This is a genomic window from Delftia sp. WSY_10 (genome assembly GCF_043104705.1).
In the GTDB taxonomy this organism is placed as follows: domain Bacteria; phylum Pseudomonadota; class Gammaproteobacteria; order Burkholderiales; family Burkholderiaceae_C; genus Comamonas; species Comamonas tsuruhatensis.
Window position 1 is genome coordinate 23,617 of record NZ_JBICKY010000032.1, and the last position, 23,455, is coordinate 47,071.

Here is a 23,455-nt window from a genome sequence, read left to right on the forward strand (position 1 = left end):
ATACCTATCAATCCGGCCGGAAGCCGTACACAGTTCCGCTGCGGCTTACCACCACCAGCGTATTGGCAGCCGATACCGGGGGCGAGGCCACACCGGAGTCGTCCGTCTTCAATCGTGCCAGCGCCTGTCCGTCCGTCTTGGACAGCAGGTGCACCACACCATAGTCATCACCAAACACCACCGAACGGCCCAGCATCAACGGCGCCGTCAGGCGGCGGTGCTGCAACTGGTCGATGGACCACACGCGCGAGCCGTCGCCGCGGCGCCAGGCCTGGACGGTGCCATTGCTTTCGGCGCCGAACACGGTCTCGCCATCGCCGTCGATGCCGTCGGCACCCTTGGACGGCTGGGTCCAGCGCACCGATGCATTTTGCGTATCCACACAGCCCACGGCAGCCTGGAAGGCGCGCGCGCAGACGCTGTCGCCGACACGGCTGACGCGGCCGACGAGGTCCACCAGGCGCTCCACGTCATTGGTGCCGCGCGGGCTGGCCAGCGGGGCCTCCCAGCGCACGGCACCCGTGTCGGGATCGATGCCCACCATGCGGCCCGACAGGCCGGCCACCAGGGTGTTGCCCACGGCGATCAGAACGCCGGGCTGGCGCAGCACCAGGGGCTCGCCCGGGCGCTGTGTGGTCCACAGCTTGCGGCCGTTGGCGGCATCGAATGCGGCCAGCGAGCGGTCGGCCGCCAGCACGAAGACGCGGCCTCCCGCCACCAGGGGCGGCGTGTAGGCGGCTGCGGGCAGCGGCTGCTTCCACAGCTGCTTGCCTTGCGAGTAGACGATGACCTGGTTGCTGCGCGTGAGCACGGCCTGGCGCTGGGCGTCGCCACCCACGCCGGCAGTCAGCGGCTCGCCAACGGTGAAACGCGACAGCTGGCTGCCATTGCGCGCATCGAGGGCCGTGACGCTGCCGTCCTTGGCCGCGATCAGCAGCGTGTCACCCTGCACATGGATGTCGGTGGCCAGCGGCACTTCGGCGCCCAGCTTGGCCGTCCAGGCCTGGTGCACTGCCAGCAGGCCGGGGTTGGCCCCCAGTTCCTTGGGCTTGGGCTTGGTGTCGCTGCTGAACCACGAGGAGACCGTGGAGCAGCCGCCCAGGGCACCGGCCAGCAGGCCCAGAGCCATCCAGCGCGCAACGCCACGCGGGCGCGAGATTGCCATCAGTTGATCTGCCGAAGTTTTCAAGGTTGCTTCTCCGAGGTCGAAGTCTTGGCCTGTGCCAGCACGGTGGGCGTGGCGCCCAGGGCGTTGAGCTTGAATTCGATCAGGCGTCCGTAGTCCACGCCCTTGTCCAGGAGCGCATGGGCGCGCTGGTAGGCGTCGATGGCCTCGGCCGTCTTTCCCTGGGCCGCAAGAATGTCACCGCGGCGGTCGGCCACGATGCCGGCGAAGGATTCGGGCATGCTGCCATCCAGCGCCTTCAGGGCTTCGTCGTACTGCTTTTGCTGCTCCAGCACGGCGCTCAGGCGCAGCTTGGCCAGGGCCTTGTAGCCTTCGTCGCCCTTGTCGGCCACCCAGGTCAGGGCTGCCTTGGCATCATCGAGCCTGCCTTCGTCCACTGCAGCCTTGGCCAGCAGCAGGCCGGCCTGGGCTGCCTGCGTGGTGCCGGCGTACTTGTCCTTGAGATCGGCAAAGGCCTGGCCGGCGCGCGCCGCATCCTTGCCTGACAGCGCCACATCGACGGCATGCGCCAGAGCCGCAGCCTGGGTGGCCTGGCGCTTTTCCCAGTACTGGTAGCCATTCCAGCCGGCAAAGCCGACAAAGATGACCACGAGCACACCCGTGATCAACGTGCCCCAGGTATTCCAGAAATGCTTGAGCTGCTCTATCTGCTCTTGTTCTTCGAGATCGAAATGGTTTGCCATGAATCGCCTGTGTCGCCTTGTGTATGGAGGACGCCGCTGGAGCGGTGGCCTGGAAAGCTGCGGATGACGGTCAAACCGCCGATTGTAGGGTGGCAGCCCATTGGGCCGCATCGGCCAGGGCTTGCTGCACCTGCTGGCCCGTGCCGTCGCGCAGCGACTTGACGGTGACCAGGCCCTGCTGCAGCTCGTCGGAGCCGAAGATCAATGCGAAATGCGCGCCACTGGCGTCGGCCTTCTTGAACTGCGACTTCATGCTGCCCAGGCCTTCGGCGCTGGCCGCATGCATCTGCACGCGCACGCCGGCCTCGCGCAGTTGCTGCAGGGTGCGCAGGGCCACGGGCATGGCCGACACGTCGGGAACGATGGCGTAGGCATGCAGCGTGGGCGCGGGGATGTCGGTGCCCAGCTCCTTGACGAGCTCCAGCACGCGCTCCACGCCCAGCGCCCAGCCCACGGCCGGCGCGCTCTTGCCGCCCACCTGTTCGATCAGGTAGTCGTAGCGGCCGCCGGCGCATATGGTGCCCTGCGCGCCCAGCATGTCGGTGATGAACTCGAACACCGTGAGGTTGTAGTAGTCCAGGCCGCGCACCAGGCGCGGATTCACGGTCCAGGGCACGCCATTGGCGTCCAGGATGGCCTTGAGTCCGTCGAAGTGGGCCAGCGAGCCCTCGCCCAGGAAGTCCAGCAGGCGCGGCGCCCCGTTGACCATGGCCTGCATGGCGGGATTCTTGGTGTCCAGCACGCGCAGCGGGTTGCTGTACATGCGGCGCCTGGCCTCTTCGTCCATCACGTCCTGGTGCTGCTCCAGGTAGGCGATCAGGGCCTGGCGGTGGGCCTGGCGCTCCTCGGGCTGGCCCAGGCTGTTGATTTCCAGGCGCCACTGCGTCAGGCCCAGCTGCTTCCACAGGGAGACGGCCAGCAAAATGAGCTCGGCATCGACATCGGGGCCGGCAAAGCCCAGGGCCTCGGCACCGATCTGGTGGAACTGGCGGTAGCGGCCGCGCTGCGGGCGCTCGTGGCGGAACATGGGCCCCATGTACCACATGCGCTTGCCGCCGTCGTACAGCAGGTTGTTTTCGATGGTGGCGCGCACCAGGCTCGCCGTGCCTTCTGGGCGCAGCGTCAGGCGCTCGCCATTGAGCTTGTCCTCGAAGGAGTACATCTCCTTTTCGACGATGTCCGTCACCTCGCCGATGCCGCGCACGAACAGTTGCGTGTGCTCGACGATGGGCGTGCGCACGTTGCGGTAGGCAAAGCGCGCCATCAGCTCGCGCACCTGCGCCTCCAGCCATTCCCAGCGAGCGGACTCGGCGGGAAGAATGTCGTTCATGCCTTTGACGGCGGAGAGTTTTTCGGGTTTGGCCACGTTGTTCTCGTTCGATGAATGCTCGGAAACAGGAGCGGACCCCGCCTTTTGCGCTCCATGCTCCCACGCGCATCCCGCGTGAGACCCCATGAAAAAAAGCGTGGTGTGCTATCTATTTTGCAATAACTGCAATGCCTGGCGCAGCCGCTCAGGCGGGTGCGGCAGCGGTGGTGCCATAGGTGCGCGCCACATAGTCTTCGACCAGGGTCTGGAATTCCTCGGCAATGCGCTCGCCGCGCAGCGTCAACGCCTTCTCGCCGTCAATGTAGACGGGGGCAGCGGGCGCCTCGCCCGTCCCGGGCAGGCTGATGCCGATATTGGCGTGCTTGCTCTCGCCAGGGCCGTTGACGATGCAGCCCATCACGGCCACCTTCATGGCCTCGACGCCGGGGTACTTCATGCGCCACAGCGGCATCTGGCCGCGCAGGTAGTCGTCGATGCGCTTGGCCAGCTCCTGGAAGGTGGTACTGGTGGTGCGGCCGCAGCCAGGGCAGGCCGTGACGCTGGGCACGAAAACGCGCAGGCCCAGGGCCTGCAGGATTTCGGAGGCAACCACCACTTCCTGCGTGCGCGCCTCGCCGGGCTGGGGCGTGAGCGAGACGCGGATGGTGTCGCCAATGCCTTCCTGCAGCAGCACGGACAGCGCGGCAGCCGAGGCCACCGTGCCCTTGGTGCCCATGCCGGCCTCGGTCAGGCCCAGGTGCAGCGCATAGTCGCAGCGCTGCGCAAGGGCCCGGTAGACCGAGATCAGGTCCTGCACGCCGCTGACCTTGCACGACAGGATGATGTTGTCGCCGTTCAGCCCCATGGACTCGGCCAGGCGCGCGGAATCGACAGCCGAGGAGATCAGCGCCTCGAACATGACCTGGCGCGTATCCCAGGGCTGGGCGCGGCGCGAGTTCTCGTCCATCAGGCGCGCCATCAGCTCCTGGTCCAGCGAACCCCAGTTGACACCGATGCGCACGGCCTTGTCGTAGCGGGCTGCCGCCTCGATCATCTGGCCGAACTGCTTGTCCTTTTTCTCGCCCTTGCCGACGTTGCCGGGGTTGATGCGGTACTTGGACAGCGCCTCGGCGCAGGCCGGGTATTCGGTGAGCAGGCGGTGGCCGTTGTAGTGGAAGTCGCCCACCAGCGGCACGTACTCGCCCATGCGGTCGAGCTGCTCGCGGATGTAGGGCACGGCAGCGGCTGCCTCGGGCGTGTTGACGGTGATGCGCACCATCTCCGAGCCGGCCTGGGCCAGCTGGCGCACCTGTATGGCCGTCTCGACCGCGTCCACCGTATCGGTGTTGGTCATGGACTGCACGCGCACAGGCGCATCGCCGCCCACGGTGACGACATTGTTGCGCCAGACCACGCGGGCCTGGCGGGACTTGCGCGGCAGCGGCGAGGCAATCGCTATCGGCTGCTGCGTGGATAGGAAATCTTGCACGGTCACTTCACCTCAAAGCGGGCCACGTTGTCACGGGTGGTCTTGGCCACTTCCAGCAGCTCACCACGGACGCGCACTTCGGTGCCGCTGGCATTGCCGACGATGACAGACAGCGGCAGCGCACCTTCGGCGCCAACCGACTCACCTGCCGCCAGCGTCTTTTGCAGCACCACGCGGCCGTTGGCATCCTTGACCTGCACCCACGATTGTGCGCTGGCCTTCATGACCAGCACGCCACCAGGCGTTTGCGCGGCCTGGGTTACAGGAGTCGCCGCTGCGGCATCGGCGGGCACATCGCCAGGCACGCCGGCTGCGGGAGCCGCTGCTGCAGGCGCCTGGACGGCTGGCGTGGCTGCAGGCGCTGCAGGCGCCGCCCCTTCGGAGGCTGGCGCCGTCACTGCGGGCGCCACAGGCTCCTGGGCAGCCACGGGCTCGGACACGGTTGCGGCCGGCGACACCAGGGCAGCGGCGTCGGAAGAGCCGGCCTGCGGCTCCTCGGCATCGCCTTCGTGCTTGGGCAGGAAGTACACGGCGGCGGCGGCCGCCAGCAGCAGCAGCACGATGATGGCGACCTTGCGCGAACCGTTTTCGCGGCCCAGCGGTGTTCCGGTGGCCTTGAAGGAGCGCTCCTTGAACGTGGCATTGATGCTGCCGCGATCATCGGCCAGGCTCTTGAGCTGGGTGCGCGGCAGCAGGGCCAGCACCGAGGCCGAGTCCACGCGCAGCGTGCGGCAGACGCTTTGTGCCAGGGCCCGCATGAAGACATGGTCCTGGAAGGCGGCATAGTCATCCGCCTCCAGGGCCTCCAGCTTGGGGGCCGGCACCTTGAGCGCCGCCGCCAGTCCGGCCAGCGACAGGCCTGCCGCCTCGCGCGCCTGGCGCAGCAGCGTGCCCGCCGTCATGGAAGTTTTGGCGTTCTCGCCTTGCGTACCTGCTTCGTCATGCACCGCCAACACCTCACTCATTGAATGCTCCACGCTCGTAGGCCAGCCATTGGCGGGACTCCGGGAAGCGCTGGTGCAGCTGGTCGGCCAGCTGCCGCATCGCTGCAGATTGCTGCAGCGCCCTCTCTATCTTGATGCCCAGCCACAGGCTTTCCGCGTTGGACTGGGGGCTGCTGTTGAGGCGGCGGATATAGAACTGCGCCCTCTTGGCGTCGCCCCCCTGCAGCATCACATTGCTCAGGTGATAGGCTATCACCGGGTTTGCGGCATCGAGTTCATAGCCCTTGAGCAGCGCCTGCTGGGCCTCGACCAGCAGGCCGGCCTGCTGCAGGCACAGGCCCTTGGCCATCCATGTCTTGGGACGCTCCAGGTAGCCGGGCTGGGCCAGTGCCTTGTCCAGCCATTCCTGGGCCTGCACATACTGCTTGCGCTGGCACAGCAGCCATCCGTAGTTGTGCTGCAGGTCACCATCCTGAGGGCGCAGCGACATGGCCTTGCGCAGGCTGGCATCGGCCTGGTCCCAGTCCTGGTTGCGCATGTAGATCAGGGCCAGCAGTCCATAGCCATCGGCGGAACCGGGGTCGGAGGCCAGCGCCTGGTTTACCTCTTCCAGGGCCACATCGATGCGGCCGGCCTGGAAGTAGGAAGCCGCCAGCTCCAGGCGAATGGCCGCGCGGCGACGGGGATCGACCTCGGCGGCCGAGGCCATCGAGGCATTGGAGACGGACGAAGCATTGCCGGAGCCTGAATTCGCCGAAGGCACCAAAGGTTGCTTGCCGGCGCAACCGGCCAAGGCAAGGACCAGCACCGGCACTGCCCAGCGCATGCATCCACCGATACCCCCCGATCGCAGCCGCCGAGCCACTGACTTCATGAACTGTCCCTTTGTTCCGTAGGTCCTCTCAAGGCATCTGCTTGAGAACAATGGTGCGCTGCTTTGCCATGCGCTCGGCAGCGCGCGTGCGGTCCTTGACATCGCCAGCCAGCTGTCCGCAGGCTGCGTCGATGTCGTCGCCACGTGTCTTGCGCACCGTGGTCACAATGCCGGCATTGCTCAGCAGGCTGGCGAACTCCGTCACCCGCGCTGCAGGTGAACGCAGCAGGCCCGAGGCCGGGAAGGGGTTGAACGGAATCAGGTTGAACTTGCACCAGCTGCGGCCGTCGCCACGTGCGCGGACCAACTCTATCAGTTGGCGCGCATGCTCGGGCTGATCATTGACGCCATCGAGCATGCAATATTCGAACGTGATGAAATCGCGCGGCGCGAACTCCAGGTAACGCTCGCAGGCATCGAGCAGCTCGTGGATGGGGTACTTGCGGTTCAGCGGCACCAGCGGGTCGCGCAGCTCGTCGTTGGGCGCATGCAGCGACACGGCCATGGCCACGGCGCAGTCCTGCGACAGCCTGTCGATCATCGGGACCACGCCCGAGGTGGACACGGTCACGCGGCGGCGCGAGAGGCCGTAGCCATGGTCATCCAGCATCACGCGCAGCGCCGGCACCAGGGCCGTGTAGTTCTGCAGCGGCTCGCCCATGCCCATCATCACCACGTTGGAGATGACGCGCTCGCCACCCGTGCCCAGGCGCTTGCGCAGCGCATGCTCGGCATACCAGAGCTGGGCCAGGATCTCGCCCGTGCTGAGGTTGCGGCTGAAGCCCTGGTGACCCGTGGAGCAGAAGCGGCAGCCCACGGCACAGCCGGCCTGGGACGACACGCACAGCGTGCCCCGGTCATCTTCGGGAATGAAAACGGATTCGACGGCATTGCCGCCCCCCACGTCGAACAGCCACTTGACCGTTCCATCGGCAGACACATGCTCGGTCAGAACCGGCAGGGCCGTGATGTGGGCACGCGCCTTGAGCTTTTCGCGCAGGGACTTGGCCAGATCGCTCATCTGGTCGAAATCGCTGGCGCCTCGCTGGTGGATCCAGCGGAACAGCTGCGTTGCGCGGAAACGCTTCTCGCCGAGCTGTTCGCAATAAGCGGCCAGTCCGTCGAGATCAAAATCTAGCAAATTGGTATTCATGTCGGCAGGCCGGTGCCACGCCGCTCTCGGCTCTTCCGCGGCAGGCATGGCCTGCACCGGACAGACCATGACGGCCGCGGAAGACGCGGGGATCAGCGCGAGTAGACGTTCATGCCGGGGAAGAAGAATGCCACTTCCACGGCTGCAGTTTCAGCGGCGTCAGAGCCGTGCACGGCGTTGGCGTCGATGCTGTCGGCGAAGTCGGCGCGGATCGTGCCCTTCTCAGCCTTCTTGGGGTCGGTGGCGCCCATCAGTTCACGGTTCTTCAGGATGGCGTTCTCGCCTTCCAGGGCCTGGATCATCACGGGGCCGGAGATCATGAAGTCCACCAGGTCCTTGAAGAAGGGACGCTCCTTGTGGACGCCGTAGAACTGCTCGGCTTCGCCGCGCGACAGGTGCACCATCTTGGCGGCGATGACCTTCAGGCCGGCGGCCTCGAAGCGAGCGTAGATCTGGCCGATCACGTTCTTGGCAACGGCGTCGGGCTTGATGATGGAAAGAGTGCGTTCGATGGCCATTTGAATGGTTCCTAATCAGGGTTACTATGGATTTTTGTCAATTGGACAAAACCGTTGATTCTAGCTGTGCCATCAAAGTCCTTGATGACATGGTGCTGCCAAAGGGGAGGCTGACCGCCGTATTTCAGCGGCGCCCTCCCGGCTTGCGCTTGGCGTTCTGGCGTGCACGCGACAGGCTGTCGGAGCCGATGTAGCCCACCGATGTACGCATCGGATCGGGCTGCTGGCTGCCACCTGTCTTGCCCCGCCCGCCTGCACCGCCCTGCCCTCTGCCCTGGCCGCCGTCCGCCTTGCCACCCTTGGGAGCGGGCTTGGCACGCGGGCCGTCCAGCATGGCATTGGGTGCCGGGCGATTGCCGTCGAAATAGCGGCCGCCGCCTTCGCGGCGGACGGTGTTGCGGTCGGCCGGGCCACCACGGCGGCCTCCGGCCGGAGGCTTGGGTGCAGCAGGCGCACGCGCCTGCATGCCTGCCGCGGAGGCCAGGGACTGGATGTCGGCCTGGTCCAGCTCCACCCAGGCGCCGCGCTTGAGGCCGCGCGGAAGCACCATGGCGCCATAGCGGATGCGGATCAGCCGGCTCACGGCATGGCCCACCGCCTCGAACATGCGGCGCACTTCGCGGTTGCGGCCTTCGGAAATGGTCACGCGGTACCAGCAGTTGGCGCCTTCGCCGCCGCCATCCTCGATGGAGCCGAAGGCGGCCACGCCGTCTTCCAGCTGCACGCCATCGGTCAGGCGCTGCTTTTCTTCCTTGCTGAGCGCGCCCAGCACGCGGGCCGCGTACTCGCGCTCCAGGCCGAAGCGCGGGTGCATCAGGGAGTTGGCCAGCTCGCCCGAGCTGGTGAACAGCAGCAGGCCTTCGGTGTTCAGGTCCAGGCGGCCAACGGACTGCCATTTGCCATGCTGCAGGCGCGGCAGCTTGCGGAACACCGTGGGGCGGTTCTGGGGATCGTCGTGCGTGACGACTTCGCCCACGGGCTTGTGATAGGCGATGACACGCGCCGGCGGCGGATCGATGCGAAAGCGGATGGGCTGGCCGTTGACCTTGATCTGGTCGCCGAACTGGATGCGCTGGCCCACGTGGGCAGGCTCGTTGTTGACCGAGATGCGGCCTTCAAGAATGAGCTGCTCCATTTCAAGGCGCGATCCCAGCCCGGCCTGGGCCAGCACCTTGTGCAGCTTGGGCGAATCGACCTGGGGCAGCAGCACGCGCTTGGCAGGCGCGGCATCGTCGCGCTCTTCGGCGGCGTCGAGCTCGCCCGAGATGACGTCCGCAAAACCGTAGCCTTCGGCAGACCCTGAGTCGCTTGACTCTGATGCATCAGCCGTCACCAGCTCCTGCACGGTGTCTTCGGCAGGCACCGCCTCGGCCGCCGGGCGCGGCTTGCGCGCAGGCCTGGCGCCAGGCCGGGACTCGGCCTTGGGAGCGCGCGAGCGCGCGGGGCGGGCCTTGCGCTGTGCGCCAGCCTCGTCGGACGCCGGCTGGGCGTCCTGGTCCTTGGAGATATCACTACCCGTCATGGCTTTCCTTCTTCGGCCTGCAGTGCAGCGCCGTCCGTATCCGTTGTGTCTGTCGTATCCGCGGTGTCCGCTTTTTCCGCTGTGTCTGCGGTCTGCGCAGCTTTTGCGGCACTCGCGGCATCTGTCCCATCCGGTGTCTCAGCCTCGCCCGAGGGCGCCTCTGGCAAGAGAGCGGCAAGGGCGTCGTCCTCACCGTCCTCACCATCCTCGACCAGCTCCGGCAGCTCCGTCTCATCGGCCTGCAACGGCACCTGATCCAGCAATTCCTCGCCCACGTCCTGCGCGCCGATGACTGGCGGCACTTCGTCGGGACCCCAGCCTTCGGTCGGCGGGGCGTCACCGGCTGGCGCACTCTCTTGCACCTCAGGCTCGCCCGACTCCTCCAGCGCCTTGAACAGGCTTTGCTGGGATTCAGGCTCCTCAAGCATGGGCAACTGGTCCAGCGACTGCAGGCCCAGGTCGTCCAGAAACTGGCGCGTGGTGGCAAACAAAGAGGGCCGGCCCACGGTTTCCCGGTGGCCAATCACCTCGATCCAGCCCCGGTCTTCCAGTTGCTTGATCAGCAGGCTGTTGACCGTCACACCGCGTATGTCCTCGATATCACCGCGCGTCACCGGCTGACGGTAGGCGATGATGGCCAGCGTCTCCAGGGTCGCACGGGTGTAGCGTGGCGGCTTTTCAGGATGCAGCCGGTCCAGGTACACCCGCATCTCGGGCCGGCTCTGGAAGCGCCACCCGGACGCCACCTGTACCAGCTCCACGCCCTTTTGCGCCCAGTCCTTCTGCAGGTCCAGCAGCAGGTCCTTCAGCGTGTCGGAGCCCAGCACGTCATCGAACAGCGAGCGCAGCTCACGCAGCGTGACAGGCTGCGGCGCGCAGATCAATGCAGTTTCCAGGACCCGCTTGGCATCTACCGTATTCATGGCTCAGCGTCTCGGGAACAAAGGCGCGCGTGCCACCAGGGGTGGCAGCCAGGGTGCGCCGAATCAAAGAAGAGGAAGCAAGCGCTCCACAGATGCCATGCGAGAGATGGTCAGAGGCTTTCGGCGGGATTGTAGCTCAGCCCCCAATTTTCCAGTGCCTGCGCCATGTCGGCGGGCAGCGGCGCATGCAGCACCAGGGCCTGGCCCGTCATGGGATGGGTGAAGGCCAGCCGGAAGGCGTGCAGGGCCTGGCGCGTCATGCCGCCAGCGTCCTTGCCGCCGTAGACGGCATCGGCCACCAGCGGATGACCCAGAGAGGCCATGTGCACGCGGATCTGGTGGGTGCGGCCCGTATGCAGCGTGCAGCGCACCAGGCTGACTTCGTCGTTGCCGGCCAGCAGGTCGATGTCGGTGCGCGCGGTCTTGCCGGCATGCTGGGCCAGGTCGACCACGGCCATGCGCAGGCGGTTGCGCGGATCGCGGCCGATGGGCGCATCGACCTCGCGGTGCTTGCGCGGGCCCCAGGCCTTGTGGGCCAGCGCCAGGTACTGCCGGCTGACATCGCGTGCGGCGATCATGGCCACCAGCGCATCCATGGCGGCGCGGCTGCGCGCCACGACCATGAGGCCGCTGGTGTCCTTGTCCAGGCGGTGGACGATGCCGGCGCGCGGCACCTCGCGCGCCTTGGGGTCGCGCCCCAGCAGGCCGTTGAGCAGGGTTCCCGTCCAGTTGCCGGGCGCCGGGTGCACGACCAGGCCAGCCGGCTTGTTGACGACCAGCAGGTGCTCGTCCTCATGCACCACGTCCAGCGCCATGTCCTCGGGCTGGAAGGCCATGCTCTGCTGCGTGGGCCGCATCTCCAGCACCATGCGGTCGCCGGCCGCGACCTTGGCGGAAGGCTTGCCCAGCACACGCCCGTTGAGGGTGACCGCGCCCTGCGCAAGCAGCTGCTGCAGATAGCTGCGCGAGAACTCGGCCACGCATTCGGCCAGCACCTTGTCGGCGCGCAGGCCGTGCTGGGCGGGCGGCACGGTGATTTCGCGCAGCTCGGCGGCGGCGGCCTCGACCTCGCCACCTTCGGCGTCGGCCTCGTCCTGGTCCTGGTCCTCGACCGATTCCGGCAGCGGTTCGCCGGGCGCAGAAGAAACAAGCCCCTGCGGGGCAGGGGCTTGTCCGGTTTGCCTGGTGCTGCGGCTCATCAGCGCGAAGGCAGGTAGCGCGAAGGATCGACAGGCTTGCCCTGGCGACGCACCTCGAAGTGCAGCTTCACGCGGTCGGCGTCGGTGCTGCCCATCTCGGCAATCTTCTGGCCCTTGCGCACGGTCTGGTCCTCCTTGACCAACAGCGTCTGGTTGTGCGCGTAGGCCGTGAGGTAGGTGTTGTTGTGCTTGAGGATGATCAGGTTGCCATAGCCACGCAGGCCGGCGCCGGCATAGACCACGCGGCCATCGGCAGCGGCCATCACGGGGTCGCCGGCCTTGCCTGCGATGTCATAGCCCTTGTTGCGCGCCTCGTCGAAGCCGGCAATCAGGCTACCCGAGGCAGGCCAGATGAAGTCCACATCGTCGGCTCCCTTGCCGGCTGCGGGTGCAGGAGCCGGTGCCGGGGTCGGCGCGGGTGCAGGCGTTGCGGTGGAGCTGCCAGACGACGCCGAGGATGCCACGGGCGGCAGCGGCGTTGCCACCACCGGCGAGCCGCTGGGCGTGGAAGAGGAGGACGAGGACGAGGACGACGACGAAGAACGTGTGCTGCCGCTGTCCGAACTTGCCATGGACGAGCTGGTCGGCGGCACGACGCGAACCACCTGACCGACTTCGATCAGATTGGGGTTCTCCAGATTGTTCCAGCGCGCGATGTCCTTCCAGCTCTGGCCGGTCTCCAGGCCGATGCGGATCAGCGTGTCACCAGGCTTGATGGTGTAGTAGCCGGGCTTGCCGGCGTTCTCGACGCCGGGCAGCGGCTTGACGGCCGCCGATGGCGAGGAAGAGGTGGAAGTGGAGGTGGATGTTCCGCGGTCCTCCACGGGAGCCCTGTTCACTTGGGATGTGCAGCCTGCCAGAACCATGCCGGCCAGCACCACCGTTCCCCAAGCCCCAAGACTTCGCGATACCAACATAAGTTATTCCCTTCTAGGCGATGCCCGATTTTAGGGGGACAAAGTTCACAGCCTCCAAAATCGATTGCGTAAACCCGTGTGAACTCTTGTCAATCACCAGCAGTGCCTGCTTACCCCCCGTAACCACCATGGGCGCGACAAGCCGCCCGCCCACGGCCAGCTGGTCGCACCAGGCCGAGGGCATGCTCTCGCCGCCGGCGGCCGAGATGATGCCCGCGTACGGAGCGCCGCTGCCATAGCCTTCCATGCCGTCTCCAAAGATCAGATGGACATTGGTCAGGCGCCAGGGCCGCAGGTTGCTGCGCGCTTTCTCGTGCAGGCCGCGCAGGCGCTCGATCGAATAGACCTCGCGTGCCACGCGCGCCAGCACGGCCGCCTGGTAGCCGCAGCCGGTGCCGATCTCCAGCACGCGGCCCAGGCCCGACTTCGCGGCCTCCGAACCCAGCAGCAGCTCGGTCATGCGGGCGACCACGCTGGGCTTGGAGATCGTCTGGCCCAGACCGATGGGCAGGCTGGTGTCCTCATAGGCCTGGTTGACCAGGGCGCTGTCCACGAAGCGGTGGCGCTCCACCGCTCCCATGGCAGCGAGCACGGCCGGCGACTGGATGCCGGTGGCGGCCAGCCGTTGCACCATGCGCGCGCGCACGGCGGCCGAATCCATGCCGATGCCCGAGGGCTGTTGCGGGGCACGGGCGGCGGCGGTGGCCAGCGCGGAGCGCGCAGGCACCGCGCGCGAGGCCGGCGCAGGGTTCTGCACCGAGCGCGCCACCCACGAGGGAACTCCGGGACGGCGCTCGCTCACGGTTGCACCGCCCCGCCCTGGGCAGGCAGCACGGCCTGACTGGCCGATGCCAGCCTGGCCGCCGTCTGCGCCCAGTAGCCCAGGTTGTCATGGTCGGTCAGGTCCACCTTCAGCGGCGTGACAGACATGTGGCCGTGGGACGTGGCGTGGAAGTCCGTGCCCTCCGAGTCATCCATGGCCGCGCCTGCGCTGCCTATCCAATACATCATTTCGCCGCGCGGGCTCTCCTGGGTGATGACGCGCTCGGCCGCATGGCGGCGGCCCAGCCGGCACAGCTTGAGCGGCTTGAGCGCGGACAGCGGCATGTTGGGAATGTTCACGTTGAGCAGCCAGGGCGACAGGCCGATCAGTTCCTGCGACTGCATGTCCATGACCAGCTGGCGCGCGGCGGCGGCGGCAGCCTCAATCTCGGACCAGCCCTTGTCCACCTGGGAGAAGGCAATGGCGGGAATGCCGAAAAGAAAGCCCTCCATGGCCGCGCCGACGGTGCCCGAGTAGATGGTGTCGTCGCCCATGTTGGCGCCGTTGTTGATGCCGGAGACCACCAGGTCGGGCCGGTAGCCCAGCAGGCCGGTCAGGGCGATGTGCACGCAGTCTGCCGGCGTGCCGTTGACATAGCGGAAACCGTTGTGGGCCTGGTGCACGTACAGCGGTGCATTCAGCGTCAGGGCGTTGGACTTGGCACTGTTGTTGTGCTCCGGCGCCACCACCTCGACGTCTGCCACCGTGCGCAGCGCCTCGTACAAGGCCTGGATGCCGGGCGCCTGGTAGCCGTCGTCGTTACAAATGAGAATCTTCATGGATACAGCAGGGATTGCGGGCGATTGTAGGCGGGCGTCTCGTCGCCCGAGGGACAGGAGGCATTCCCGCCACACTCCTATCATCGGCCAGGCATTCAATCACAGGAGACAACCACCATGCACGCTTGGCTTTGCACAACGCCCACGGGCGTCGATCAACTGCAGTGGACGCAGCTGCCCACACCCGCACCGGGCCCTGGACAGGTACTGCTCGAAGTGAAGGCGGCCAGCCTGAACTTCCCCGATCTGCTGATCGTGCAGAACAAGTACCAGATGAAGCCTGAGCTGCCGTTCGTGCCGGGTTCGGAATACGCGGGCGTGGTCCAGGCCGTGGGCGAAGGCGTGAGCCACCTCAGCGTGGGCCAGCGCGTGGCCTGCCTGTCGGGCACCGGGGGCTTTGGCACCCATACGCTGGCACCGGCCGCGCTGTGCATGCCGCTGCCCGATGGATTCAGCTTCGTCGATGCAGCGGCCTTCATCATGACCTATGCCACCTCGCACCATGCGCTGATCGACCGTGGCCAGCTACGCGAGGGCGAGACCGTGCTGGTGCTGGGCGCGGCAGGCGGCGTGGGCACGGCCGCCATCCAGATCGCCAAGGCGGCAGGCGCACGCGTGATCGCGGCAGCCTCCACCGACGAAAAGTGCGCGCTGTGCAAGGCCCAGGGCGCCGATGCCACCATCAACTACAGCCAGGGCGACCTGCGCGCGGCCATCAAGGAGGCCACCGACGGCAAGGGCCCCGACGTGGTCTACGACCCCGTGGGCGGCGACTTCGCCGAGCCCGCCTTCCGCTCCATCGCCTGGCGCGGCCGCTATCTGATCGTGGGCTTTGCCGCAGGCCCCATCCCGGCCCTGCCGCTGAACCTGCCGCTGCTCAAGGGCGCATCGCTGGTGGGTGTCTTCTGGGGCGAGTTCTCCCGGCGCGAGCCCAAGGCCAACGCGGCCATGATGCAGGAGCTGGCCCAGTGGTACGGCCAGGGAAAGATCAAGCCCGTGATCGACCGCACCATGCCCATGGCCGAGCTGCACGCGGCCTACGCACGCATGGGATCGCGCCAGGTCCAGGGCAAGCTGGTCATGGTCAACGAGCAGTGAACCGGGCGCCGGCCATGCCACACTGGAGGGCATTGCATTCTGAAACAACTGCCCACCCATGGCCGAGCGCTCCGCTTCCGAACTGGCACGCGAAACCCTGCGGCAACTGGCGCTGAACCGCCTGCCGCCCACCCCGGAAAACTACACCCGCCTCTATGAGCAGGCAGCCGGCGAACCCGGCCCCGCCAGCTTTCCCCAGGGGCCGTTGCGCCACGTCCATGCGCTTTTGCCTGCGCAGACGCCCGGACAGAAGCGCCTGCGCGACCAGTTGGGCGCCGCCATAGAGCGCAGCGACTGGCAGGGCCTGCAGCAGGTCATCACCGCCTATGCCAACGCGGCCCTGCAGCCGCCAACCCATGAGGCCAGGCCCGTGGAATTGCCCGTGCCGCCGCCCCTGCAGGCTTTGCCCGAGGATCTGACGCAGCAGCTGGCGCGGCGCTTCGAGGCCTTCTTTACGCTGCTGAACACCCAGGAAGCCAAGACCCGGCAACTGCATCAGCAGCTCATGGAACAGCTGCAGGCACCGCCCGTGGACGCCAAGGCCCTGGCGCGGCGCCTGCATGACCAGCACTACCAGCTGTCGTTCTCCATTGCCGACCAGCTCCAGGTCCTGCAGTTGGTGCAGGAGCTGCTGCAGACCCTGATCCAGCATCTGGCCCAGGACCCCACGCACGGCAGCTGGCTGGTGCCGCAGCTCACGGCCATCGAGCAGGCCATCACGCCGCCGCTGTCACCCGCGCCCCTGGTGGATGCGCGGCGCGAGCTGCAGACCGTGATCCACCGGCGCATGCAGCTGCAGGACGGCATGGCCGCCGCGCAGCAGGCGCTCAAGGACATGCTGGGCGGCTTCGTCCAGCATCTGGCAAAGATCACGAGCAGCAACGAAACACTGGGCGCCCGCATGGAGGAAGCCGCGCGCCAGCTGGACGGCATCCAGCGCCTGGAGGATGCCGCCCCGCTGCTGCAACAGGTGCTGGAGGCCACCCGCACCATGGCCGCCGGCAGCCGCGTGGCCCAGGAAGAGCTGCAATCGCTGCGCAGCCATGTCGATGCCTGCGAGGCGCGCATAGAGGCCCTGCAGCAGGAACTGGACGAGGCCGCGCGCCGTGCACGCCACGATCCGCTGACCGGCCAGCTCAACCGCCTGGGTGTGAGCGAGGCGCTGGACCGCGAGGTGGCGCGCGCCCAGCGCCATGGCCAGCCGCTGAGCGTTGCCCTGCTCGACATGGACGGCATGCAGGCCCTCAATGCCGAGCTGGGGCATGCCACGGGCGATGCCGCCCTCATCCATGTGGCCCAGCTGGCACGCCAGGGACTGCGCCCCGAGGACGTGGTGGGCCGATACGAGGGCCAGGCCTTCGTGCTGCTGCTGCCCCAGACACCGGAGACTGCGGGCGCCCAGGCGCTGCAGCGCCTGCTGCAGCTGCTGGAGCAGACGCCTTTGCCAGCCTCTTCGCAGACGCCAGGCCAGCCGGCCCCCCGGCCATTGAGCTTCAGTGCGGGCGTGGCCCAGCTGCAAAGCCACGAAAACGGCATGGACGTGCTGCGCCGCGCGGATACCGCCATGCTGCAGGCCAAGGAGCGCGGCAAGCACAGCATTGCCACGGCATCAGGCGCACAATGGCAGCCAGTTGGAAATGCAGGCGCCGGCCTTTGATCCACCGAGGCCACGCTCCGTATCTCCCCGCTTTCTTGCGCCACCTGCCCCCGAACCGCCATGCCCCTGCCCTTCAGCGCCCCCGTCCCTGCACCGCGGCGCCAGTTTCTGGTCGCAGCGGGCCTGGCCACGGCGCTGGGCCAGTTGCCCGCCTGGGCCCGCCTGGGCGAGCGGCCTGCGCACAACCCCTTCACGCTGGGCGTGGCCAGCGGCGACCCCGAACCCGACAACGTGCTGCTGTGGACGCGGCTGACGCCGCCGCTTGCACAGCTGGGCGAGACCGACACCACAGCCATGCCTGCGCTCAAGATCCGCTGGGAGCTGGCGCACGACCCGCTGTTCCGCCAGATCGTGCGCAGCGGCGAGGCCATGGCCCAGCCCGAATGGGGCCACGGCGTGCATGTGCAGGTGGGAGGGCTGGCGCCTGACCGCTGGTACCACTACCGCTTCATGCTGGGCCAGGCCGTGAGCAGCACAGGCCGCTGCCGCACGGCGCCCGCGCCCGGCAGCCTGCCCCAGCGGCTGCGCCTGGCCTATGCCTCCTGCCAGCGCTGGGAGCACGGCTACTACGCGGCCTGGCGCCAGGTGGTGCAGGACGCGCCGGACCTGGTGCTCTTCCTGGGCGACTACATCTACGAGTACGCCACGCCCGCCATGACGCTGGGCCTGGCCCGCACCCACAACCTGCGGGCCGCGCAAAGCCTGCAGGATTACCGGGACCGCTACGCCCTGCACAAGAGCGACCCGCTGCTGCAGGCAGCGCACGCCATGTGCAACTGGTCCGTGGGCTGGGACGACCATGAGGTGGAGAACAACTACGCCGGCGACCAGGGCCAGGGCGATGCCGGGCGCTTCCTGGCCCGGCGCATGGCTGCCTGGCAGGCCTTCTACGAGAACATGCCGCTGCGCGCCAGCGCGCTGACCGGCGCGGGCGCCCAGCATGGCGGCGGCGGGCTGCAGCTGTACCGCAGCCTGCAGTGGGGCCGGCTGGCCCGGCTGCATTTTCTGGACGGCCGCCAGTACCGCAGCGCCCAGGCCTGCCGCGCCGAGGGAGCGGCAGACAAGGGCAGCGTGCGCCCTGCGCAATGCGCAGCCCTGTCGGATACGGCGCGCAGCTTCCTGGGCTGGACGCAGGAGCAGTGGCTGTACCGCCAGCTGGCCGAAGATGCCCGCCAGCATGCAAGCGAGGGGCCGCGCTGGAGCATCCTGGCCCAGCCCACCCTGGTGTCCGCGCACCGGCCGCCCTCGGGATCGCAGGCCACGGACAGCTGGGACGGCTACCCGGCCGCGCGCCAGCGCCTGGTGAGCCACCTCACGCCGGGCGCCCAGCCCACGCCGCGCAACAGCGTGCTGCTGGGCGGCGACCTGCACCAGAACTATGTCTGTGCCGTGCACGCAGACCCCGAGGCCGCGCCCGAGCGGCGCAATCCCGTCGTGGCCAGCGAGTTCTGCAGCACCTCCATCACCTCGCGCAGCGGCACCACCCAGGCCAAGGTCGATGCCATCGTCGACCACAACCCGCAGGTGCTGTACGCACGCTGCGAGGAACGCGGCTACGGGCTGGCCGACATCACGCCCGAGCGCTGGACCAGCGAGCTGCGCGCCGTGGCCAACCCGATGCGAGCCGACAGCCGCATCTACACGCTGGCCCGCTTCACCGTCGAGGACAGGCGGCCCGGCCCCATAGCCAGCTGACAGGGCACTGACGCAGGGCACGACCAAAGGGCACTTTCAGCAGGCCTGGCAATCAGTGGCTATCCTGACATCGCCCCCCGGCATGCCGCCTATCGTATGGTGCGCTGCCTTGCCCCGCCCACCGGAAAACGGAAGCCATGCACCTGACTTTCAGCGCCTACTACACCCTGATCTTCGCCGCCCTCGTCCTTTTGCTGGGCAAATGGCTGGTACGGCACCTGCGCCTGCTGCGCGAATTCAACATCCCCGAGCCCGTGGCCGGCGGCCTGGTCGTGGCCGTCGCCCTGTTCGTGCTCAACCAGACCCTGGGCTGCACCTTCAGCTTCAGCAGCGAGCTGCAGATGGCCTTCATGCTGGTGTTTTTCTCGTCCATCGGGCTGAGCGCCAATTTCGCCAAGCTGCGCGAAGGCGGCCGTTCGCTGCTGCTGTTCCTGGCCGTGGTCGCCGTCTTCATCAGCCTGCAGGATCTGGTCGGCGTGAGCCTGGCCAAGATGCTCGGGCTCGATCCGCTGTTCGGGCTGATCGCAGGCTCCGTCACCCTGACGGGCGGCCATGGCACGGCAGGTGCCTGGGGCCAGGTTTTCGAGCGCGAATACGGCATCCAGGGCGCGGTCACCCTGGGCATTGCCTGTGCCACCTTCGGACTGGTGATCGGCGGCCTGATCGGCGGCCCGCTGGCCAAGGCCCTGATCACGCGCCGCAGGCTTGCCGTGCATGACCCCGCAGCCGCCCCCGAAAAACAGCCCCCGCTGGGCGAAAGCGCAAGCCACGGCGGCTTCGAGAACCCCGAGCAGACGCGCCTGATCACCACCAGCGCGGCCATAGAAACACTGGCCCTGTTCGCGGGCTGCCTGGGCTTTGCCGAGTTCATGACGCAGTTCACCGCCGGCACCCTGTTCTCCCTGCCCACCTTCGTCTGGGCGCTGGCCGGTGGCGTCCTGATCCGCAACACGCTGGACTATGTCTTTCACTTCCAGGTATTCGACCGGGCCATCGACGTCTTCGGCAATGCCTCGCTGTCCATCTACCTGGCCATGGCCCTGCTGTCGCTCAAGCTGTGGGAGCTGGCGGGGCTGGCGGCACCGCTGATGGTGATCCTGGCGGCCCAGACGCTGGTCATGGGCCTGTATGCCGCGCTGGTGACCTTCCGCATCATGGGCAGCAACTACGATGCGGCCGTGCTGGCCGCCGGCCACTGCGGTTTCGGCATGGGTGCCACGCCCACGGCCGTGGCCAATATGCAGGCCATCACCAACCAGTACGGCCCATCGCACAAGGCCTTTCTCATCGTCCCTATGGTGGGCGCCTTCTTCGTCGACATCGTCAATGCCACCGTGATCCAGCTGTTCATACGCTGGCTGCACTGACCACTACGAACACCGAACGCACCATGCCCCTGCTGCGCCGTGCCCTTGCCGCCACCCAGGCGCTCGTCCTGACCCTGCTGCTGGCAGGCTGCAGCCTGCCGCCCCTGGCCGGCCGCAGCGAATCCACGGCACTGCCGCCCGAGGCCGCCCAGGCCACGCTGCTGGGCCAGGCGCTGGCACCGCTGCTGGACCAGCATCCGGGGCTCACCGCAATCCACGCGCTATCCGACGCACGCAATGCCTACGCCGCGCGCGCCCTGCTGGCCCGCGTGGCACAGCGCACGCTGGATGTGCAGTACTACATCTGGCGCGGCGACACCACGGGCCATCTGCTGCTCGACGAACTGCGCCGCGCCGCCGACCGGGGCGTGCGCGTTCGCCTGCTGCTGGACGACGGCGGCACGGCAGGACTGGACACCCAGCTCGGCGCCCTGGACCAGCATCCGCAGATCGAGGTGCGGCTGTTCAACCCCTTTGCCCAGCGCACGCCCAAGGCGCTGGGCTATGTCACGGATTTCTCGCGCACCCAGCGGCGCATGCACAACAAGAGCTTCACGGCCGACAGCCAGGCCAGCATCGTGGGCGGACGCAACATAGGCGACGAGTACTTCGCGGCCACCGACGGTGTGCTGTTCGCCGACCTGGACGTGGTGGCCATGGGGCCGGTGGTGGCCGACATTTCACATGCTTTCGACCAGTACTGGGCCAGCGCGTCGGCCTATCCCGCGGCCAGCCTGCTGCCGCCGCTGCCCGACTATGCGGTGGCGCGCGCCTACGAGGCCCTGGCCACCGAAGTGCAGCGCCCCGAAGCCCAGGCCTATGTGCGCGCCGTGGCGCAAAGCCCATTCACGCGCGAGCTGCTGGCCGGCCGCCTGCCACTGCAATGGGCCCGCGCCACCCTGGTCAGCGACGACCCGGCCAAGGTGCTGGGCCAGGTGCCCAAGGAGGGCCTGCTGATCACCCAGCTGACCCCGGCCATCGGCCAGCCGCAGCGCCAGCTGGACCTGGTCTCGCCCTACTTAGTGCCCACCGAGGCCGGCGTGCGCGCCCTGGCCGGCCTGCGCCGCCAGGGCATTGCCGTGCGCGTGCTCACCAACAGCCTGGAGGCGACCGACGTGGCCGTGGTCCATGCCGGCTATGCCCGCTACCGGCGCCCGCTGATCGAGGAAGGCGTGCAGCTGTACGAGCTGCGCCGGCAGATCGGCAGGCAGGACGACGAACCCAGCCCAGGCCCGCGTTCGCCCGCAGCGGCATCGGCAGGGAAAGCGGGGGTGGGCTCAGGCAGCCGCCCCGGCAGCTCGGGCTCCAGCCTGCATGCGAAGACTTTTGCGGTCGATGGCGAGCGCATCTTCGTGGGCTCGTTCAACTTCGACCCGCGCTCGGCCCACCTCAACACCGAAATGGGCCTGCTGATCGACAGCCCCGAGATGGCTTCGCAGATGAGCCGCATGCTCGACCAGAGCCTGCCAGCGGCTGCCTACCATGTGCAGATCGATGCACAGGGCCGCCTGAGCTGGACCACGGAAAGCGGCACGCCGCCTGAGCCACTCACCACCACCACCGAGCCCGGCAGCAGTGCATTCAAGCGCCTGATGCTGCGCGTGCTGGGCTGGCTTCCCATCGAGGGGCTGCTTTGATGCCGGGCCCCGCCGCTCAGTCCAGCCGGATCGACGGGCGCAGGCGCGAATTCATCAAATCGATCAGCCACAGCAGCCCACCGCGCCAAAAGCCGTAGATGCGGGCCTGGTGCGAGCGGTACAGCATGATGTGGCTCAGCATGGCCATGCGCCCGCGGATCACGCCGCCGTTGAACAGGCCGAATTTGCCCAGCGATCCATAGGCGTCGTAATGGGCCAATGACACCAGGGCGCCAAAGTCGCGGTAGGCAAAGCCTTCGGGACGGAAACCCGGCTCCTTCAGCAGGCGCGGCAGCGTCTCCACCAGATAGCGGGCCTGCTGGTGCGCCACCTGGGCGGTGGGCGGCAGCGGCACGCTGGCACCGGGCAGGGTGAAGCTGGCGCAATCCCCCACGGCGTAGACATGGGGGTCGCTGGTCTGCAACTGGCCGTTGACCTTGAGCTGGTTGCCTTGCGTGGTCTCCAGTCCCAGCTGCGCCAGGAAGGCCGGGGCCTTCACGCCCGCTGCCCAGACACGCAGGCCTGCGGGGACGAACTCGCCGCTGGCCAGCACGAACCCCTCTTCGCTGGCCGACTGCACGCGGCCGTTGACGATCACCGAAACGCCCAGGGCCTGCAGCCGCAAACGCGTGGCTTCGGAAATCTCTTCAGGAAAACCGGGCAGCAGGCGCGGCCCGGCCTCGATCAGCACGATGCCGAAGCGCGCGGCCTCGCCCAGCGCGCCGTATGCCCGGGCGCTCTCGGCCAGCTGCACCAGCTCGGCCGCCAGCTCCACGCCCGTGGCGCCGCCGCCCACGATGGCCACGCGCAACTGCTCGCCGCTGGTCATGCAGCGCACCATGCGCAAGCGGATCTCGCTGTTGAAGGCATCGGCCTTGCGGCGCGAGTCGATCATGAAGCAGTGCTCGTCCACGCCCGGCGTGCCGAAATCATTGGCGCCGCTGCCCACGGCGATCACCAGCCTGTCGTAGGCAATGCGCCGGCCCGGCACGATCTCGCGGCCATCAGGCGCCTCGATGGGGGCAAGCAGCACCTCGCGGGCCTCGCGGTCCAGGCCGCACATTTCGCCGGGCTGGTAGGCAAAGCTGGCGTCGCTGGCCTGGGCCAGGTAGGTGGTCTGCTGCTGGGCCAGGTCGCGCGTGCCGGCGGCAATGGTGTGCAGCATGGGCTTCCAGACATGGGCCGAATCGCTGTCCACCAGGGTCACGGAGCCGATGGCCCCCGTGCGCCCCTTGCCCAGCGCCGTGGCAATCTCCAGCCCCGCCACGCCACCGCCCACGACGACGATGCGCGCCCCGCCCGATCCCGTTGCCGAACCCGCTTCTTGTTCCTTGCCCATTGCTGCTCCCTGCCGGAAGGCCCGGCCGGCCGCACCATGCGCCGGCTTGCAGGACATTCGCTTCCAGACAGTCTTGATTCTTGTCAGTTTGGGTAGCAGGCGACTTGCTAGGGGTAAGCCCCAGATCTGCAACAGATATCTGATAGAAGACCGCCGATCGCGCAAGGCCCCGTCTTGTGCAGGACCGCGCTGCAGGAAAAACATCATCCTTGCCGGATGGCCAGCCGGACCTGATCATTACGCTATCAACACAAGAGCATTCACACCGTACTTCGCGCAGTCTTGCCGACGACATGGCGGCCTGCATCTGAAGACCTGCACGAATGTCCCGCCGCAGAGCCCG

At 67.7% G+C, this 23,455-nt stretch carries 20 protein-coding genes; 5 read left to right on the forward strand and 15 right to left on the reverse strand.

What is annotated here, in order from left to right; all coding sequences use genetic code 11:
- Positions 1-7: 7 nt before the first annotated feature.
- The 14 genes from bamB to surE all read right to left on the reverse strand — a co-directional run bounded on the left by bamB (position 8) and on the right by surE (position 14,319).
- Positions 8-1,165 carry an outer membrane protein assembly factor BamB gene (gene bamB, locus ACF8ML_RS13925; RefSeq protein ID WP_047326698.1) on the reverse strand — a complete coding sequence of 386 codons (1,158 nt, stop codon included), beginning with the start codon at positions 1,163-1,165 and terminating at the stop codon, positions 8-10.
- A 20-nt stretch (positions 1,166-1,185) separates the two neighbouring features.
- Entirely contained in the window at positions 1,186-1,869 is a 684-nt protein-coding gene (locus ACF8ML_RS13930; RefSeq protein ID WP_016447557.1) for a tetratricopeptide repeat protein, read from the reverse strand.
- A 70-nt stretch (positions 1,870-1,939) separates the two neighbouring features.
- Positions 1,940-3,199, reverse strand: coding sequence for a histidine--tRNA ligase (gene hisS / locus ACF8ML_RS13935; RefSeq protein ID WP_235434603.1), 1,260 nt, complete (start codon positions 3,197-3,199; stop codon positions 1,940-1,942).
- Between the two features lie 184 nt (positions 3,200-3,383).
- Positions 3,384-4,667, reverse strand: a complete 1,284-nt coding sequence (ispG, locus tag ACF8ML_RS13940) for a flavodoxin-dependent (E)-4-hydroxy-3-methylbut-2-enyl-diphosphate synthase (RefSeq protein ID WP_016451290.1) — start codon at positions 4,665-4,667, stop codon at positions 3,384-3,386.
- Between the two features lie 2 nt (positions 4,668-4,669).
- Positions 4,670-5,632: a RodZ domain-containing protein gene (locus ACF8ML_RS13945; protein WP_016447560.1), complete on the reverse strand. Its 963-nt coding sequence runs from the start codon at positions 5,630-5,632 to the stop codon at positions 4,670-4,672.
- A complete protein-coding gene (pilW, locus tag ACF8ML_RS13950; RefSeq protein WP_174538864.1) occupies positions 5,625-6,485 on the reverse strand; it encodes a type IV pilus biogenesis/stability protein PilW in 861 nt (286 codons plus the stop codon). Before pilW ends, ACF8ML_RS13945 begins: the two co-directional genes overlap by 8 nt.
- A 28-nt stretch (positions 6,486-6,513) precedes the next feature.
- The gene (gene rlmN / locus ACF8ML_RS13955; RefSeq protein WP_017404144.1) at positions 6,514-7,638 is read right to left on the reverse strand and encodes a 23S rRNA (adenine(2503)-C(2))-methyltransferase RlmN; all 1,125 of its coding nucleotides are present in this window, start codon (positions 7,636-7,638) and stop codon (positions 6,514-6,516) included.
- Between the two features lie 92 nt (positions 7,639-7,730).
- On the reverse strand, positions 7,731-8,156 hold the full coding sequence (gene ndk, locus ACF8ML_RS13960; RefSeq protein ID WP_016447563.1) for a nucleoside-diphosphate kinase: 426 nt from the start codon (positions 8,154-8,156) through the stop codon (positions 7,731-7,733).
- Positions 8,157-8,280: 124 nt separating this feature from the next.
- Positions 8,281-9,678 (reverse strand): pseudouridine synthase, encoded by a 1,398-nt coding sequence (locus ACF8ML_RS13965; RefSeq protein WP_392407261.1) that lies wholly within the window; start codon positions 9,676-9,678, stop codon positions 8,281-8,283.
- Positions 9,675-10,601, reverse strand: coding sequence for an SMC-Scp complex subunit ScpB (scpB, locus tag ACF8ML_RS13970; RefSeq protein ID WP_047326696.1), 927 nt, complete (start codon positions 10,599-10,601; stop codon positions 9,675-9,677). Before scpB ends, ACF8ML_RS13965 begins: the two co-directional genes overlap by 4 nt.
- A 110-nt stretch (positions 10,602-10,711) precedes the next feature.
- Positions 10,712-11,800: an RluA family pseudouridine synthase gene (locus tag ACF8ML_RS13975; RefSeq protein ID WP_016447566.1), complete on the reverse strand. Its 1,089-nt coding sequence runs from the start codon at positions 11,798-11,800 to the stop codon at positions 10,712-10,714.
- On the reverse strand, positions 11,800-12,717 hold the full coding sequence (locus ACF8ML_RS13980) for a peptidoglycan DD-metalloendopeptidase family protein (RefSeq protein WP_046984217.1): 918 nt from the start codon (positions 12,715-12,717) through the stop codon (positions 11,800-11,802). The genes ACF8ML_RS13975 and ACF8ML_RS13980 overlap by 1 nt, the downstream gene beginning before the upstream one ends.
- Positions 12,718-12,730: 13 nt before the next feature.
- Complete coding sequence (locus ACF8ML_RS13985; protein ID WP_016447568.1) at positions 12,731-13,519, reverse strand: protein-L-isoaspartate(D-aspartate) O-methyltransferase; 789 nt, start codon at positions 13,517-13,519, stop codon at positions 12,731-12,733.
- A complete protein-coding gene (gene surE, locus ACF8ML_RS13990) occupies positions 13,516-14,319 on the reverse strand; it encodes a 5'/3'-nucleotidase SurE (RefSeq protein ID WP_016447569.1) in 804 nt (267 codons plus the stop codon). Before surE ends, ACF8ML_RS13985 begins: the two co-directional genes overlap by 4 nt.
- A gap of 117 nt (positions 14,320-14,436) precedes the next feature.
- Here surE and ACF8ML_RS13995 point away from each other — a divergent pair, with 117 nt between their 5' ends.
- From ACF8ML_RS13995 to ACF8ML_RS14015, 5 genes are all read left to right on the forward strand, one after another.
- The gene (locus ACF8ML_RS13995) at positions 14,437-15,417 is read left to right on the forward strand and encodes an NADPH:quinone oxidoreductase family protein (RefSeq protein ID WP_016447570.1); all 981 of its coding nucleotides are present in this window, start codon (positions 14,437-14,439) and stop codon (positions 15,415-15,417) included.
- Positions 15,418-15,475: 58 nt separating this feature from the next.
- Entirely contained in the window at positions 15,476-17,074 is a 1,599-nt protein-coding gene (locus ACF8ML_RS14000; protein WP_047326695.1) for a GGDEF domain-containing protein, read from the forward strand.
- A 60-nt stretch (positions 17,075-17,134) separates the two neighbouring features.
- Positions 17,135-18,769 (forward strand): alkaline phosphatase, encoded by a 1,635-nt coding sequence (locus tag ACF8ML_RS14005; protein WP_047326694.1) that lies wholly within the window; start codon positions 17,135-17,137, stop codon positions 18,767-18,769.
- A 137-nt stretch (positions 18,770-18,906) separates the two neighbouring features.
- Positions 18,907-20,136 (forward strand): sodium/glutamate symporter, encoded by a 1,230-nt coding sequence (gene gltS / locus ACF8ML_RS14010; protein ID WP_016447573.1) that lies wholly within the window; start codon positions 18,907-18,909, stop codon positions 20,134-20,136.
- Between the two features lie 23 nt (positions 20,137-20,159).
- Complete coding sequence (locus ACF8ML_RS14015; protein ID WP_392407262.1) at positions 20,160-21,773, forward strand: phospholipase D family protein; 1,614 nt, start codon at positions 20,160-20,162, stop codon at positions 21,771-21,773.
- 16 nt (positions 21,774-21,789) lie between these two features.
- Here the strand turns inward: ACF8ML_RS14015 and ACF8ML_RS14020 are convergent, their stop codons facing one another.
- The gene (locus ACF8ML_RS14020) at positions 21,790-23,112 is read right to left on the reverse strand and encodes an NAD(P)/FAD-dependent oxidoreductase (RefSeq protein ID WP_016447575.1); all 1,323 of its coding nucleotides are present in this window, start codon (positions 23,110-23,112) and stop codon (positions 21,790-21,792) included.
- Between the last annotated feature and the right edge of the window lie 343 nt (positions 23,113-23,455).